General features: G+C 65.4%; 11 protein-coding genes. All 11 read right to left on the reverse strand.

All coding sequences use genetic code 11. From position 1 onward, the window contains the following. Positions 1–54 precede the first annotated feature (54 nt). The 11 genes from AC1C2O_RS05560 to AC1C2O_RS05610 all read right to left on the reverse strand — a co-directional run bounded on the left by AC1C2O_RS05560 (position 55) and on the right by AC1C2O_RS05610 (position 15,023). Positions 55–1,350, reverse strand: a complete 1,296-nt coding sequence (locus AC1C2O_RS05560; RefSeq protein WP_495429444.1) for a nucleotide sugar dehydrogenase — start codon at positions 1,348–1,350, stop codon at positions 55–57. A 22-nt stretch (positions 1,351–1,372) separates the two neighbouring features. Next, the gene (locus AC1C2O_RS05565) at positions 1,373–2,965 is read right to left on the reverse strand and encodes a cell wall-binding repeat-containing protein (protein ID WP_495429445.1); all 1,593 of its coding nucleotides are present in this window, start codon (positions 2,963–2,965) and stop codon (positions 1,373–1,375) included. A 102-nt stretch (positions 2,966–3,067) separates the two neighbouring features. Beyond that, positions 3,068–4,144, reverse strand: coding sequence for an acyltransferase (locus AC1C2O_RS05570; RefSeq protein ID WP_495429446.1), 1,077 nt, complete (start codon positions 4,142–4,144; stop codon positions 3,068–3,070). Further along, positions 4,141–5,223 carry a non-hydrolyzing UDP-N-acetylglucosamine 2-epimerase gene (gene wecB / locus AC1C2O_RS05575; protein ID WP_495429447.1) on the reverse strand — a complete coding sequence of 361 codons (1,083 nt, stop codon included), beginning with the start codon at positions 5,221–5,223 and terminating at the stop codon, positions 4,141–4,143. The genes AC1C2O_RS05570 and wecB overlap by 4 nt, the downstream gene beginning before the upstream one ends. Before the next feature lie 47 nt (positions 5,224–5,270). Further along, positions 5,271–7,397, reverse strand: coding sequence for a glycosyltransferase (locus AC1C2O_RS05580; RefSeq protein ID WP_495429448.1), 2,127 nt, complete (start codon positions 7,395–7,397; stop codon positions 5,271–5,273). Further along, positions 7,394–8,617, reverse strand: a complete 1,224-nt coding sequence (locus AC1C2O_RS05585; protein WP_495429449.1) for a glycosyltransferase — start codon at positions 8,615–8,617, stop codon at positions 7,394–7,396. Before AC1C2O_RS05585 ends, AC1C2O_RS05580 begins: the two co-directional genes overlap by 4 nt. Next, positions 8,614–9,762 (reverse strand): glycosyltransferase family protein, encoded by a 1,149-nt coding sequence (locus tag AC1C2O_RS05590; RefSeq protein WP_495429450.1) that lies wholly within the window; start codon positions 9,760–9,762, stop codon positions 8,614–8,616. Before AC1C2O_RS05590 ends, AC1C2O_RS05585 begins: the two co-directional genes overlap by 4 nt. After that, a complete protein-coding gene (locus tag AC1C2O_RS05595; RefSeq protein WP_495429451.1) occupies positions 9,759–10,895 on the reverse strand; it encodes a glycosyltransferase in 1,137 nt (378 codons plus the stop codon). Before AC1C2O_RS05595 ends, AC1C2O_RS05590 begins: the two co-directional genes overlap by 4 nt. Next, a complete protein-coding gene (locus AC1C2O_RS05600) occupies positions 10,892–11,977 on the reverse strand; it encodes a glycosyltransferase (RefSeq protein ID WP_495429452.1) in 1,086 nt (361 codons plus the stop codon). Before AC1C2O_RS05600 ends, AC1C2O_RS05595 begins: the two co-directional genes overlap by 4 nt. Beyond that, complete coding sequence (locus AC1C2O_RS05605; protein ID WP_495429453.1) at positions 11,974–13,761, reverse strand: ABC transporter ATP-binding protein; 1,788 nt, start codon at positions 13,759–13,761, stop codon at positions 11,974–11,976. Before AC1C2O_RS05605 ends, AC1C2O_RS05600 begins: the two co-directional genes overlap by 4 nt. Positions 13,762–13,841: 80 nt before the next feature. Next, positions 13,842–15,023 carry a glycosyltransferase family protein gene (locus AC1C2O_RS05610; RefSeq protein WP_495429454.1) on the reverse strand — a complete coding sequence of 394 codons (1,182 nt, stop codon included), beginning with the start codon at positions 15,021–15,023 and terminating at the stop codon, positions 13,842–13,844. Positions 15,024–15,030: the final 7 nt, after the last annotated feature.

Genomic DNA, 15,030 nt, shown 5'->3' on the forward strand with positions numbered 1-15,030 from the left:
CGCACGAAACCCCGCCGCGATTCGCGGCGGGGTTTCGTCGGTTCAAACCCGATGTCAGGCAGCCGTGCCGACGACGATTCGCGGCGTGCCTGCCCAGAGCGCAGCATCCGTCGTAGCGCGACCGTCGACGAGCAGCTTCACCCCGGGCAGCTGCGCCGGGCCCAGCGTGCGGTAGTCGGCGTGATCGGTCTGCAGCACAGCAAGGTCGACGTTGCCGCCGAGCGCATATGGCTCAAGACCCAAGCCACGAAGTTCTTCATCGGTGTAGAGCGGGTCGTGCACGACAACCTCGGCGCCACGGTCCTTCAGCGCCTTGACGGTTGGGAAGACGCCAGAGAAGGCAGTCTCCTTCACTCCCCCACGGTATGCAGCGCCGAGAACGACGGCACGCTGACCGGTGAGGTCGCCGAGGATGCCCGCAGCCTGCGCGACCAGGCGCTCAGGCATCGATGCATTCAGCTGGCGGGCGACGCGGACGATGTCGGCATCAGGATCGGTCGACAGATACAGCCGCGGGTACACCGGAATGCAGTGACCGCCGACGGCGATTCCCGGACGATGGATGTGGCTGTATGGCTGCGAGTTGCAGGCCTCGATCACCTTGTAGACGTCGATGCCATTGGCCGCGGCAAACAGACCGAACTGGTTCGCCAGCCCAATGTTCACGTCACGGTAAGTGGTTTCGGCAAGCTTCGCCATCTCGGAAGCCTCAGTGCTACCGAGATCCCACACACCATTAGGGCGAGGCAGGTCGGGGCGCTCATCGAACTGCAACACGGCCTCGTAGAACTCGCGAGCAAGACGGTTGCCCTCATCGGACAGTGCACCGATGAGCTTGGGGTACTTGCGCAGATCCGCGAACACACGGCCAGTGAGAACGCGCTCCGGAGAATATGCGAGATGGAAGTCGACACCCTCGGTGAGCCCGGAGCCCGCTTCGATCATCGGCTTCCAGCGGTTGCGGGTGGTACCCACCGGCAGGGTCGTCTCGTAGGAGACCAGGGTGCCGGGTGTCAGGTGCTCGGCCAGCGACGCGGTTGCAGCATCCATGTACTTGAAGTCGGGTTCCCACGTCTCGTCGTTGACGAACACCGGGGCGACGAGCACGACCACGTCGGCACCGGGGATCGCCTCGGCGTAATCGGTGGTGGCGCGCAACGTTCCGGCCGGGATGAGCTCGGAAAGCTTCTCCTGCAAGTGTGCTTCGCCTGGGAACGGCTCAAGGCCCGCGTTGATGGTGTCGACAGCCTTCTGATTGACATCGACGCCGATCACGTCATGCCCCGAAGAGGCGAACTGGACGGCGAGGGGAAGCCCGATCTTGCCTAGGGCCACGACAGCAATGCGCATGGGTTCCAGTCTACGGTCGGGATCAGTAGCCCGGAGCCGCACCGTATCCGAAGTACTGTTCGAGCGTGTGGAACCCGCCGTCCTTGTAGTCCGTCGCAAGTGCGACGCCGACGTAACGCAGATGCCACGGCTCACTCTTGTAACCGGTGATGTGCTGGTACTGGGCCTCATAGCGAACGATGAAGCCGAAGCGATGCGCATTCGCGACGACCCAGCGGCTCTGCGGCGTGTATCCGAAGCCGTCAAGTCCGGTGCACCCGTTGCCGCATGCCACGACGTCAACGGCCAGTCCCGTCTGATGTTCGCTGTAGCCGGGGCGCGCGGTGCCGAGCTCAGCCTGGGCCTGCCCCTCGCGACGCATGGCGTTGTCATACAGGTACTGCTGGGTCGAATACGAACGGTACGCGCTGGTGTTGGCCATGGCACCGGCACCTTCGGCGTTCGCGGCACCGATCAGCTGCTCGAGCGCGCCGGCTGCTTCGTTGCGCATCGATCCGCCGCCGACGTTGGCGACATTGACTCGCCGCATGTCTCCTGGGACGTGAGTCGGATTGGTGAGCGGGTGGCTCTTGTTCAGGAACACCCAGTTGCTGTTCGGATCCGACGTGCTCAAGCATTCGTGCTGAGTACCGACCAGACCACGTAGCGCGCCCGGCCCACCGATGAGGGTGAGATTCTGCACGTTCGAGCGTTTCGTGATCGTCGCCGTGGTCGCCGAGACGCAGTACGGGACGCTGAGGAGGATCGGTGCGCTACGTTTCGCCGCCAGCGGGATGGCTGCGATCGCATCAGGGAAGTCAGTTCCGGTCGCCAGCAGCACCTCCGAGGTCGCCCCGAACTGAGCTGCGACGATCGCGCTCGTCTCGTAGCGATCGACACCGCCCAGACGCTTTCCGGATGCCCCGGTCACAGACTTGGCTTCCACGATCAGCTGGGCCGGAAGTGCACCCTCACCGCCGATCACCACCAGCTCGGATGCTCCTAGCTCCGACAGGGTTTTCTTGGTCGCCTCGTCCAGATGCTCCTGGCCCGGCTCCACGAGGAGCAGTGGTGCTCCCTTTGCGGCTGCGAGCGCGCCACCGGAGACCGCATCGGCAAAGGACCGACCGGTCGTCAGGTACACCGTGCTCGCACCGTTGGGGAATCCTTGCTCCACTGCCTTGCGCGACGTCTCATAACGATCGATCCCGCCGGTGCGTGTGACGATCGGGGCGAACTTCTTCAGCTGATCGCCCACAGCCGTTGGCACCACACCCGATCCGCCGATGATGATGATGATCTCATCCGGCGCCAGGCGTCGGAGCTCATTGATGGTCGCCCGTGGGAGACCATTCTCGTGTGTGAGCAAAACTGGCGCGTTTCGCTTCGTCGCCACTGGCCCCGCACTCAGACTGTCGGGGTAAGAGTTGCCTGCCGAGATGTATACGACATCGACCTTCGAGGGATCGTTGAATGCTGCCTGTGACACCGCGGCAGCGGTGCCGTAGCGATCGATTCCGGAGACACGGGAGGCCGAGGGCGCTGCATATGCTGGCGTCGTCGATGGTGCCACCGAAACCGCGCCGCCGATGATCAGCGCGCTCAGAACAAGCGCGAATACACGAGCCTTCGACATCTCCGCCCCTCCGTGCCAGGGCGCTGTGCGCGTCCGTGGACCCCACACACGGTAACAGGATCTGCGCGGGTGTGAAGACCGCCGCCCGAACGTCGTCTGGCGTCAGACAAGGCGACGCAGGAACGGTACGCGCCGCATCCCGATCACGATGAGGAACGACAAGATGACGACGACCGCCCATAGGAGAGCACTCAGTGCGAAGGACGACGTCACGCCGGAAACTGGCCCGAGATCTCGCAGGATGACCATGATCGCGAAGTGGACGAGGAAGACGCCGAACGCGGAGTCGGAGAGCTCCCGCAGCACCTTGCCCACACCGACCGCTGGTCGCCAGCTGGCGAGCAGGCTGTTCGCGCAGACGAACACCCCGATCGATGCCGCCGCGACGAAGGGCCCGAAGTAGCTGACCGGCGCGACGGCATCCAGCAGCGACCATGCGGGACGCACTCCGTACTGAATGATCGGGATGACGAGCGCGATGACGGTGCCGGCGACCGTCGCCGTCAGCGCCCAACCGCGGAGCACGATATCGCGCAGCGCCCAGCCCGCCAGGAAGAAACCGACGTAGGGCACCCACTGGGTGAGCGCCATGAGCGTGAGTGGTCGCTCGGACCCGAGCATCCCGAGGAGGCTGGACGAGGAACCGGTGATCACGGTGGCTGCCAGGACGACTGCCGCGAAGGTCAGCGCGCGCGCCTTCCCACCCTCACGAAGAAACGCCGCGAGCACGGGAGCGACGGCATAGATGCCGATGATCAGCCATAGGAAGTACAGATGAGTGTATGGGCGTCCGTCGAGCACGAAAGACGCCAGTTCTGTTCGCGTGACCGGCGCCTGCGACACCCCAGATCGAATCACGATGAAATAAAAGAGCGACCAGAACACCAATGCCGGGGCAAGTCTGAGCAGTCGCTTGCGGTAGAAAGACGCCGGCCCTGCTGCATACTGCCGAGGTTCCAGCACGAGCGCGCCTGAGATCATCACGAACACCGGCACGACCCACACGAATCCGATGTCGACGATCACCGCCGCCCACCACCCGGAGCCACCACGGATCTCGGCGTTGCCGACCATCCCCCCGAACACGTGGATCGCGACGACGCCGACGACCGAAACCACTCGCGTCAGATCGAGCGACCAGCGACGGGTCGGGGCGGTGGCTGTGCGAGCGGACGTCACTTTTGCTGTACTCCCCGTGCGCGCTCCTGCAGAACTTCAAGCACGCGCTCCGCGGCATGCCCGTCGCCGTACGGTGCGGCATCGGTGGCAGTGGGATGCGGGCGAGAGACGCCCCTGGCGATCTCCCCCGCCGAGTTCGCCAGGACGTTCCAGCCCATCTCCACGGTCTCCACCCACTCCGTCTCCGGGCGTACCGTGGTGCACGGGATGCGCAGTAGGAAAGCTTCCTTCTGCAGACCGCCGGAGTCCGTCACCACGCCAGCGCTGGCGGCCACTGCCCCGATGAGGTCCGGGTAAGCCAGTGGTGTGTGACCGAGCAGCGCGCCCTGCGTGAGTTCCACCCCGTGAGAGGCAGCCTTCGCGACTACGCGCGGGTGAGCGAGCAGAATCACCGGCTTGTCAAGACCCGCGAGCCCCGCGGCTACGGCGGCCAGCCGTTCAGGGTCATCGGTGTTCTCCGCGCGATGGATCGTGGCGACGTAGTACTCCCCCGGGGTCAGCCCCAGCTCTTCGACGAGCGCAGAGGGGCGATCGGAGACTGCGTCGCGGATTTCAAAGAGCACGTCGGTCATGACATCGCCGACGAGCACCGTGCGCGCGGCGAGACCCTCGTTCGCGAGATGATCGACGGCGACCTGCGTCGGTGCGAGCAGCAGGTCGGCCGCGTGATCGGTCATGACACGGTTGTGCTCCTCCGGCATCCGCCGGTTGAAACTGCGCAAGCCCGCCTCCAGGTGCGCCACGGGGATGTGCAGCTTCACTGCGCTCAGTGCCGCAGCGATCGTGGAGTTGGTGTCTCCGTAGACGAGTACCCAGTCCGGGCGGTACTCATCGAACACTGCATCCATCGCCGCCAGCATCGCGCCGGTCTGCACGCCGTGCGAGCCGCTTCCCACACCGAGATGCACGTCAGGCGCGGCGATGCCGAGGTCGTCGAAGAAAACGTCCGAGAGCATCGGGTCGTAGTGCTGTCCGGTGTGGACGATGACGTGTTCCACCCCAGCGGCGACGGCGGCCTTATGAATGGGGGCGAGCTTGACGAACTGCGGGCGTGCGCCCACGACGCTGACGATCTTCACGAGGCACAAGTCTACGGATGCTTCCCGAACGTCGAATCCGGGGCGACTCAGGAGCGCAGCGACCACCAGGTCGCAAAGGCGAACCTGAGCGGGGCTTCGCGTGCGAACACGCAGCTGATCCGTAGCGGAAGCAGCGCCGACGGAGACAGGAAGCGACGCCGCGCACGCGACAGCTCATCGACCCGTTCGTCTCCCGTCTGAGGTTCCGCCAACGCCGCGATCAGGGCGGCATCCGCCCGCGAAAGCATCCCGACAGCGGCCGGCGCGAAAACGCGCAGTTCCTGCACGAGACCGGCGAGCGCTGCACGGTCCTCAGGAGTCCAGCGTCCGGCGCGATAGTGCACAGCGCCGAAGACGGAGATCCGCCACAGCTTCGCGGCGAGTGCGGTCCGATCCGCCGCTGGCAGCGCGCGAGTGCGCTCATCGGCCAGCAGCATCTCGACGGCGCGCAGCTCTTCGTCGATCGGACGAGGGGTGAAGGTCACCCGGTCCTCGCCATCGTGAACCAGGTATTCCCCGGCGCCGCGGTGTCGGACGATGGATGCTCCGGAGAACCACATTCGCGTCGTGAAAGCGAGATCCTCGCCGGTCGCGAGTTCCGGGGTGAAGCGCAGGCCGCCAAATCGTGCGCGAGAGAAGATGCCCAGCGGAGCGGTGCGGTAGGACAGTCGATCCCGTGCGCCACGCAAGCCGCGATATCGCAGGGTCGGAGGCGTCGGCACACTTGCGCCACCGGCGTGCCGCAGAGGCGCGATGACGACGTCTGCGCCTGTCGCGGAGGCAGTCCGCCGCCAGGCGTCGATCGCTCCGGGCGTCAGCTCGTCATCGGAGCCCATCACCGCGATGAAACTTTCCGTGCACAGCTCGATACCGGCGTTAAACGGACCGGCTGGGCTGCGCACGCTGTCGCGGAAGGCGACGAGCACCACCCGCTCGTCCTCGGCTACCGCGCCGAGAGAAGCCGCCATCTCTTGCACGTCCACGTTGTGACAGATCACGAACACTCGCGCCACCGCGATCGAGCTCAGCGCAGAAGATACCGCGCGGTCGACCTGGCGGCGGCTGTCGTGCGCAGCGATGACGACTTCGACGTCGGCCGTCACTCCATGCCAGCGCGCGGTCGTGTAGGCATCTGCTGTCGCACGACGACGCACCTCGGGATCGAAGATCTGCGTCGCCCGCTCGGCGATGTCGGCCGCCGCGCGGCCCTCGTTCAGGGCGATGACGCGCTGGATGCCATCGGCGTAGGCCGCTGCGGATCGCTCTGCGACGAGCACCCCATCCGGCTCTGTGACGAAGGAAGCCTGTTCGCCCTCCGCACCGACGACGACCGGTCGACCGGCCACGAGCGCTTCGGCGATCGCGACGCCGAACGTCTCCATCTGTGTTGGCAGCACGAACACATCGCCTTCGGCGACGACTTCGGGAACCGTCTCCGGTGCCACTCTGCCCCGCAACTCCCACCGGTCGCCGACGCCGAGCGATTCTGCCAGGCGCGCCAACGCCTCGCGCATCGGGCCGTCACCGACCCAGACAAGCCGAGCGTCGACCCCGCGCGAGACGAGTTCTGCGAGCGCACCGATTGCGATGTCAGGCCCTTTGCGCGCGACCAGCCCACCGACGCCGACGAGCGTGACGTTGCTGTGCGCGGGCCGCTCTTGCAGTACTACCGGCCGGATGACCGCATTCGGGATCACCACGGTCGGGCCACTGCGCCGCTTGGCGACGGCCGAGGCAAGGTCATGGCCGACGGAAATTACCACATCAGGGCGGGCGAGCAGCCGCGCGGTGAGCGGAATCGCCGCACGCGCGGCGAGCGGCGCCGTCGAGGGCGCGAGCAGCGCCGACCAGTGCTCGGTGTGCACCCAGGGGCGGCTCAGACGCAGCGACTGGAACGGCAGCAGCGCGGATGCCGCCATCGAGTGAACGAGATCGACCGTCGCTGCGCGTTCGGCGATCACCTTCGCCGCGCGCGCGATGCTCAGTGGATTCGACGGTGACATCGGCAGCCGCGTCACCGGGAAGTCGACAGTGGTATCGTCCGGGCTCGCCGAGAGGTGGATGACGTGGACGTCGTGATCGGCGCGTAGCATCTCGATGTCCCGCGCCACGAAGACCCCGGTCTCCGGGTGACTGGTGGTCGGCAGCCAGGTCGTGACGACGAGGATCTTCATCGTCCCGCCGTCCAAACGAGTTCTGCGGCGATCGCCGCCGTGCGCCTGGCGTCGTAGTCGCGCTCCCACAGCTCCCGCGGAGAGTAGACATCAACCGGGGCGTCGAGCATGGCGCGCATCGTCTCTGCGACCTGCTGCGCAGGTGCGTCGGCATCCACCAACTCGCCCGTACGCAGCGCCCTGCCGACGATCTCCGGAGTACCTCCCACAGCCGTCGCGAGCACCGGAATGTCGAAAGCGATCGCCTCCATGATGCTGACCGGCACCCCTTCTGAAGAGCTGAGATTCACGAGAAGATCGGCGCCTTCGGTCGCGTAGAACTCGGTGATCGCCTCGTTCGTCACCTGGCCGCGCAGCTCGATCTCCAGCCCCGCCGGCGGGTTCGCGCAGACCGCACGCAGCTGCGGCATCAGCGGACCATCCCCGAAATGCACCCAGCGGAGCGGATGCTCAGTGTCGAGGCCCGGAAGGAATCGCACGGTCTCGGCGATCCGTTCCACGCGCTTGACCTCACTCACCGCGGAGCACGACACAATCGTGCGCACGGATCCCGGCTGCCGGTCAGGCGTCTCGCTCGGGCCATACGCCCCGAGTCTGCTCAGCGCGACCTTGCCGCGGGTCTCGCGATGGCGGCGCTGCAGATATCTCTCGGCGTCGTAGGAAATGGCCAGGATCCGATCGGCTCGCGCGAAGAGGAACGGCCGAAAGGGCAGGTATTGCTGTGGGGCGCGCTCCTCGTACAGGTCGTAGCGGTGCACGCGCACGACCCGGGCACGCACGCCCCGCAGCCACGGCACGCCGAGGCCGCCACCCATTGCCCAGAAGCCGTACGCCACAGTGTCGGAGTCACCGGCAATCGCTTCGCGCACAGCACGGCGATGCGCCTGCGTGATCCCCACTTTCGCAGCGAGCACGAACAGCTTCGGATGCCGCAGCAGACGACCGCTCCACAGCTCACGCCACGCTGCGGCGAGGAACAGCCCGATGGGTCCCCACTCCACGAGTTGGCGAGGAGCATCCTCCGGCGCTGGGTCGAACAGATTACCGCCGAGCCGGACCCCCTCGGGAAGCTCCAACATGCCCGCAGAGGTGTCGCGCGCGTGACAGAACACGACTATGTCGTCGAAGCGCTCACGGAGCGCAGCGATCTCCTTCTCTACGAACACGACGTCGCCGGTGCGGTACGGATACTCGTTGGTGAACAGGAGCAGGCGGGTCATCGCATGCTCTCCGCCGGCGGCGCGTCGAGCAGGCGCCGGATTGCGCGTACCCAGATCTCGACCTGTACTTCGCCTGAGAGTGAGCGTGCGGCGGCATCCGACGCCTGCTTCCACTGAGCGACCCGCTCGGAGGACAGACCGTCCAGCACCCGGGTGAGTGCGTCGGTGGTGAACGCGTCTGTCACTGCGCCGAGCCCGTGCTCGTCAACGACCCGCACCATCTCCGGCGAGGGGCCGATGAGCACTCCGAGTCGGGCCTGAACGTAGTCGAACAGCTTGTTGGGCAGCGTCCACGCGTAGTTGAAGTTCACCGGCGGCAGGAGGAAGACGCCCACGTCATAGGCGTTGAGCGTTGTGATCAGCTCGCTGTATGCGACCGGTTCGAGCACGCGCACGCGCCCGGCCGAGGTATCAGCGAAGGCGCGGAGCTCCTGGATGTACGCAGGATCATTCGCGGTCAGATAGAAGTCGAGAGTCACGTCGGCGGTGGTGTCGACCGCTGCCTGCGCCATCAGCAGCAGGTTCCGATCGCGAAGGCCCGCGCCGCTGTGTACGAGGCGGATCGTGGATCCCGCCGGCGTAGGACTGATCTGATGATAGGGAGTCGCATTCGTCACGACTTCGGCCCGGATTCCGCACTCGCGCTGATACTCGTCGGCGATCCCCTGGCCGAGAGTGCTCACCGAATCCACCTGTGCGACGAACTCGCGGCACATCCATCGCACGAACGGCGCTATGAACACACGCCAGCGCAGCACGTCTTCCTTCTGGCGCGGCGCGTACTCATGCAGATCCGCATGCACGCCGTGTGCAGATTCCTGGGCCAGGGCAAGACCCACCGCGTCCACGTCGTTCGCGATGATCGCGTCCCACCGGGTTCCTGCCAGTGCATCGACGGCGAATGCGATCGCCCGGTTCCCCCAGTAAGCCCGGCGGAACTGACGCAAGATCAGTAACGTACGGTCGTAGCGCCAGATCGGGAACTCATCGGGAATGCGGGCGTGCGAAGCGACTCCGACAGGTGCCGCGCCGTACCCTACGGTGTGTACCTCGAACTCCTCACCGAGTCTGCGCACTTGCTTGAGCACACGCGCGTCCGCCTCGATCGTCGAGAACGAGATGATGAGCAGACGAGAACGCGTCAACGGCGCTCCTTCGACATGAGTTCGGAGATGATGCGGTCCCATTTCTCCACCTGCAGCTCGCCGGCGAGTCCTTTCGCGGCCGCATCCGCATTGCGCTTGAACTCCTCGACGTTCTGGACGGTCAGGCTCTCGATCGCAGTACGGAGCGAGTCAACAGTGAAATCGTCGGAGACGACGCCGACACCGTAGTCGCGCACGTACGCCGCCATCTCCGGCGACGGGCCGACGATGATCCCGAGCCGAGCCTGCACGAAGTCGAACAGCTTGTTAGGAAGCGCATGCCGGTAGTTGAAGGTCCGCGGCGGCAGCATGAACACACCGACGTCATAGTCGTTCAACGTGCGGATCAGATCGGAGTACGGAACCGGGTCCAGAACGCGCACTCGATCCGTCGTCGCCGCGTACTCCTTGAGCTCTTCCATATAGGCGGGGTGGTTGGGCGTGAGGTAGAAGTCAAGAGTGACGTCGACACCCGCTGTCGCCACGGCTTCCGCCATGAGGTGCAACTGCCTGTTGACGAGGCCGGCCCCGCTGTGGACGAGACGGATCGGCCGCGGCACCGGAGTGGGGTGAAGGTCGTGGTACGGCGTCGCGTTACTGACCAGCTCCGCGTGAAAGCCGAAGTTGCGTTTGTACTCGGCAGCCAGGCCGTTACTCACCGTCGTCCAAGCATCCGCCTTGGTCACGTAACGACGAACGACCCACTCGAACCACGGCGTGATCTTGGCGAACCACTGCGGGTTGTCGTCGTGAAGTCGCGGACTGTACTCGTGCAGATCGGCGAGAACACCGTGCCGGGGCTTCAGCTTGATCGCGACCGGCACTGCTTCAACGTCGTTCGCGATGATGACATCGAACGTGCGCCCTTTCAGCGCCGCGCGCGACCAGCGGACGGCGGACAGCCGCCAGTAAACGGAGCGGTACCGCTTGAGCAGGATGAGCCTGCCATCCCGATCGTCGAAGCGGATGTCCCGCGGCATCGAAATGTGCTCGACGACGCCCTCGGGCGGGAGTCCGTATCCGAGCGTGGTGACGTCGTAGTCACGCGTGAAGCGAGCGACTTGCTTCAGGACCCGAGCGTCACCCGCGATCGGCGAGAACGACAGGATCAGCATGGTCGGTCGGTTTGTCACGTGGTTCTCCCTCGTTCACGTTTGCAGAAGTACAGCACATAACGGCGCAATGTCGACTCTCGATCGAAGCTGTGTATGAGATCGGGGGTCAGCCAGCGCTGCGATCGGCCGGTGCCCCGCCCCTGCGCCGCCGCCGATACGAGGGCCGCAGCGGTGGAATCGGAGCGGAGCGCATCGATCACGAGCCTGTCCTGCCGGTTGAACGGACGGATTGCCGCAGGGACCGCCTCCAGGAGACGTCGCAGCAGCGCAGCAAGACGCTGCACATCGAGGTCGGAGAGTTCTGTCGCCAACGCTTGCGCGTTACCGACGATGCTCACCCTGATGAGCTTGACGGCCAGTGCCCTCTGCTGCGCCGCGGTGAGCGACGCGAACACGCCATCGTCCAACAGCCGAACGATCGGCTCTAACCGTTCCTCCATGGTCATCACCGCGAGCGTGGTGCGCTCGTCGGAATCCTGACCGATGACGTACGATCCGAGCCCGCCGAGGAAGTCGATCCTGCCGCCCTGCGCCCATAGTCGGATGCCGAACTCGAAGTCCTCCCCGACCCGGACACCCTCGGCCATCCGCAGCCCCAGCTCCCGCATGCGCGCCGTGCGGATAAGTCCGAGCGGAGCGGTGCGGTAGAACAGCCGGTCCTTCGCCGCATCGAGGTGACGAAGCCGACCGAGTCTGACGAGAGGGTTGGGCATGATGGGATCGCCCTGCAGGCGGATCTGCGCGATCGCCGCATCGGGCCGTTCCGCGGTGACATGCTGCACCCAGCGGCTCATCGTCTCCGGCTCAAGGAAGTCGTCGGAGCCCATGACACCGCAGTACTCCGCCTCGACATTCGCCAGGCCGTGATTGAAGGGGCCCGCGGCGCTGCGGATGCCGTCCGCGAACGGAAGAACGCGCACGTCGCCCGCGATGCCCGCCAGACGTTCGCTCAGCGGCTCCGGATCGATCCCGTGCGCGACTACCGTGACTCGGACGCGGTCACGGACGTCGGCATCCTGCACGATCGAGGTGACGGCGCGCTCCAACGGCCGACGCTGGTCATGGCAGGCGATAACGATCTCGACGAGGGGGTTGGTCACGCCAGCCCTGCCAGCTGGGCCTGCTCGGCGAAGTTCGGCACACGTTCGACGAGCTCATCGAATGTGCCGCGATCGGCGATCGTGCCGTCCTGCATGAAGCACACAAGGTCGCTGTCGCGGATCGTCGACAGGCGGTGGGCCACCGAGATGAGCGTGACCTGCCCCTTCAGACCTCGGATCGCTTCTGTGACCTTCGACTCCGTCTTGGTGTCGAGCGCACTGGTGGCTTCATCGAGGACGAGGATGAGCGGATCCCCATAGAGCGCACGCGCGATGCCGAGACGCTGACGCTGGCCGCCCGAGAGTGAGATGCCTCGCTCGCCGATGCGTCCGTGCATTCCGCCCTCTCGCTTCTCGATGGTCTCCCACAGCTGTGCGCGCTCGAGCGAAGAGCGCACGCGGTCGAAATCGATGGACTTGTCGTCCCATGCGAGCGCGACATTCTGCGCAACGGTGCCGTCGAACAGCGAGACGTCCTGCGGCACGTAGCCGACGCTTTCGCGCCACGCCGCGAGCACGTCCTTTAAATCCTGCCCGTCGAGCGTCATCGTTCCCTCTTGCGGGACGAGCAACCCGAGCAGGATGTCCACAAGGGTGGACTTCCCTGCACCCGATGAGCCGACCAGAGCGAGCGAGCCTCCGATCGGGATCTGCAGATCGATCCCGTGCACAGCAGGTGTGTTCTCGTGCTTGGGGTATCCGAACGACACGCCCTCCAGCTTCAGCACCTTCGGTGATCCCTGGATCGGGTCCTGACCGAGGTTCTCGGCCACTTCCAGGTACTTCTCCGAGACCTGGAGGTCGAAGATGACGGCCTCGACGTGAGGCACGTTCGCGGTAGTCCTGGTGACGATCGACTGGAAGCCCGTCAACGACGGAACCAGGCGGAAGCCGGCGACCGCGAACAGTGCCACTCCAGCGAGCGCCTCCTGCATTCCGCTCTCGCCGCCGCCACCGCCGATGTATCCGACCGCTCCGACCAGGACGAAGCCTCCGACCAGCGCGGCATTGAGCACGAAACCGGGCACCGCCCCGAGAAAGTTCAGATTCGCGCGTGCGCGGGTGCTGAACTCGCGGTTGTACTGGACGATCTCGGCGACCTCGCCCGTCTTGTTCCGCAGCGTGATCTCCTTCAGCGCCTGCATCATCTCGGTCATGAGCGTTGCGACTTTGAACGAATAGTCTCTGGACACCCGTCCGGCTTCGACGCTACGGCCGGAGACGACCCAGTACAGCACCGCCATGATGAGTCCGAGGTAGACGACGGTGATCAGTGCGGTGACTGGTTGTGCGACCACGATGATGCCGAGGATCAGGACGAAGCTCACGAGCATGCTCGGCAGTTGGACGATCGGGAGGAGGAAGCCACTGACGGCATTCGCGATGCCGACATCGGCGATACGGACGATCTGCGCGGTGTTCCGACCGAGCCGATAGGTCCACGGCGCCTTGATGTACGCGTCGAACAGCTGCCGACCGATCTCGAGCTCGAACGCCGCGAAGCGGCGGGTCGCGAACCACTGCTGCATCAGCGCCAGCACCGATTTGATGAGGATCAGCACTGCGACGATACCGATCAGCCAGATGTACATATCGTCATCGATCACGCCGATAACGGGCAGCGCGATCGGCGAGCGGGCGATCATCGGCGCAAGGCTCAGCGCGAGCAGCATGATCGCGACGATGTCCAGCACAGTCAGCAGGCAGGAGATGACGATGTACCGCACGAGATAAGCGCGAGCATCCGCCGGGAGATACCCCATGAGATCGCGGTAGGACTTCATGACGAGCTTCATACGCGCTGTCCCTGCCTGTTCAGTTCACACACCCCTCAAGTGTCCCATGCCCGCCCGGACGAAGCTGATCACCGGCCGAGGAATGCGGAGAGGGCTGCGCGTGAGCGCGCGCCGTCGTGGACATCGGCGACGAATGCGGGCCCCTGAGCGGCGATCTCCTTGGCACGGACCGGATCGGCGAGGATACCGCGCAGCACGGTCTCGAGGTCTTCGGCTCTGGCTTCGATCACCGGCAGCTCACGCCCGGTCTCCTTCCGGACGATGTCACGAACCTGATCGGAGACATGACTGACGACAATTCTGCCTCCGGCGAGGGCTTCACAGACGGCGACGCCGTAGATGCCGAGGGAAAACTGATCGAGCACGATGTCGGCTTCGCCGTATACACGAGGCATCTCCTCCGCTGGCACATCCTTCACCTCGCGATACTCGATGTGCCCCTCGGAATGCAGTCTGTGCAGTGTTGGAGCGATCAACGCTGTGCCCTTCAGCCCCGCACGGCTCGGCGCATGCACGACCACCGGACGCGCGCGCTGCAGCACGGGATTCGCGGCCGCGGCCGCCCATCGCCGTACGTCGACGACGACCGGCAGCCACGTGGCATCCGGCACGAAGTGGAGCAGATCCGGCGTGGACACGAAGTTCTGAAGCCCGGTCTGAGCTATGAGCTCCTGATTGCGGAGGGTGATCTCCTCGAGAACTTCCTGCTCGATGTATCGGCCACTACGGAACGGGGAATCGTCGTCCAGCTGGGCATGCGCGCTGGGACGGCGGATGTCGCTGCCGTGCCACAGCAGCCCTACCTTCACCCCGTGGCGCTCGAATCCAGCGATCTCATCGTTGACTGTGTGCTGCACAGACCCCAGCATTCGTCGGCCCGATTCGATGAGAACGTGAGTGAAGCCGCGATTGATCGCGCGCTTCTGGGCGCGTTGCCACCGTCGGTTGCGCACTGCATAGACGGTCGGAACGGACTGGTGCGCGGGGAACGCAAACGTGTCGTCGGCGTTGCGGAACATCACGTTCGCGGCCTCAGTGCCGCTGATCTGCGACGCGGCCACGGCCCAGGCATGCGCCTGTCCGGCCGAGTTCACCGGACCGATCAGCAGCCGCCGCTCCGCCTCTGGGACGCGCGCCGTGCCCGCGTTGCGGAACGCCGCGCGATTCCAGGGCAGCGCACGGTCGGCGATCGGTTCTGGCAGCCGATCCACCGCCCACTGAACGATCGGACGGACCTTTGCCGGAAGCATTGCTCCC

Source organism: Microbacterium sp. Y355, assembly GCF_059445345.1.

Excerpts from the sequence above, each read along its gene's own strand:
- AC1C2O_RS05560 (WP_495429444.1), bottom strand. The coding sequence starts at position 1,350 with ATGCGCATTGCTGTCGTGGCCCTAGGCAAGATCGGGCTTCCCCTCGCC.
- AC1C2O_RS05565 (WP_495429445.1), bottom strand. The coding sequence starts at position 2,965 with ATGTCGAAGGCTCGTGTATTCGCGCTTGTTCTGAGCGCGCTGATCATC.
- AC1C2O_RS05580 (WP_495429448.1), bottom strand. The coding sequence starts at position 7,397 with ATGAAGATCCTCGTCGTCACGACCTGGCTGCCGACCACCAGTCACCCG.
- AC1C2O_RS05585 (WP_495429449.1), bottom strand. The coding sequence starts at position 8,617 with ATGACCCGCCTGCTCCTGTTCACCAACGAGTATCCGTACCGCACCGGC.
- AC1C2O_RS05605 (WP_495429453.1), bottom strand. The coding sequence starts at position 13,761 with ATGAAGTCCTACCGCGATCTCATGGGGTATCTCCCGGCGGATGCTCGC.
- AC1C2O_RS05610 (WP_495429454.1), bottom strand. The coding sequence starts at position 15,023 with ATGCTTCCGGCAAAGGTCCGTCCGATCGTTCAGTGGGCGGTGGATCGG.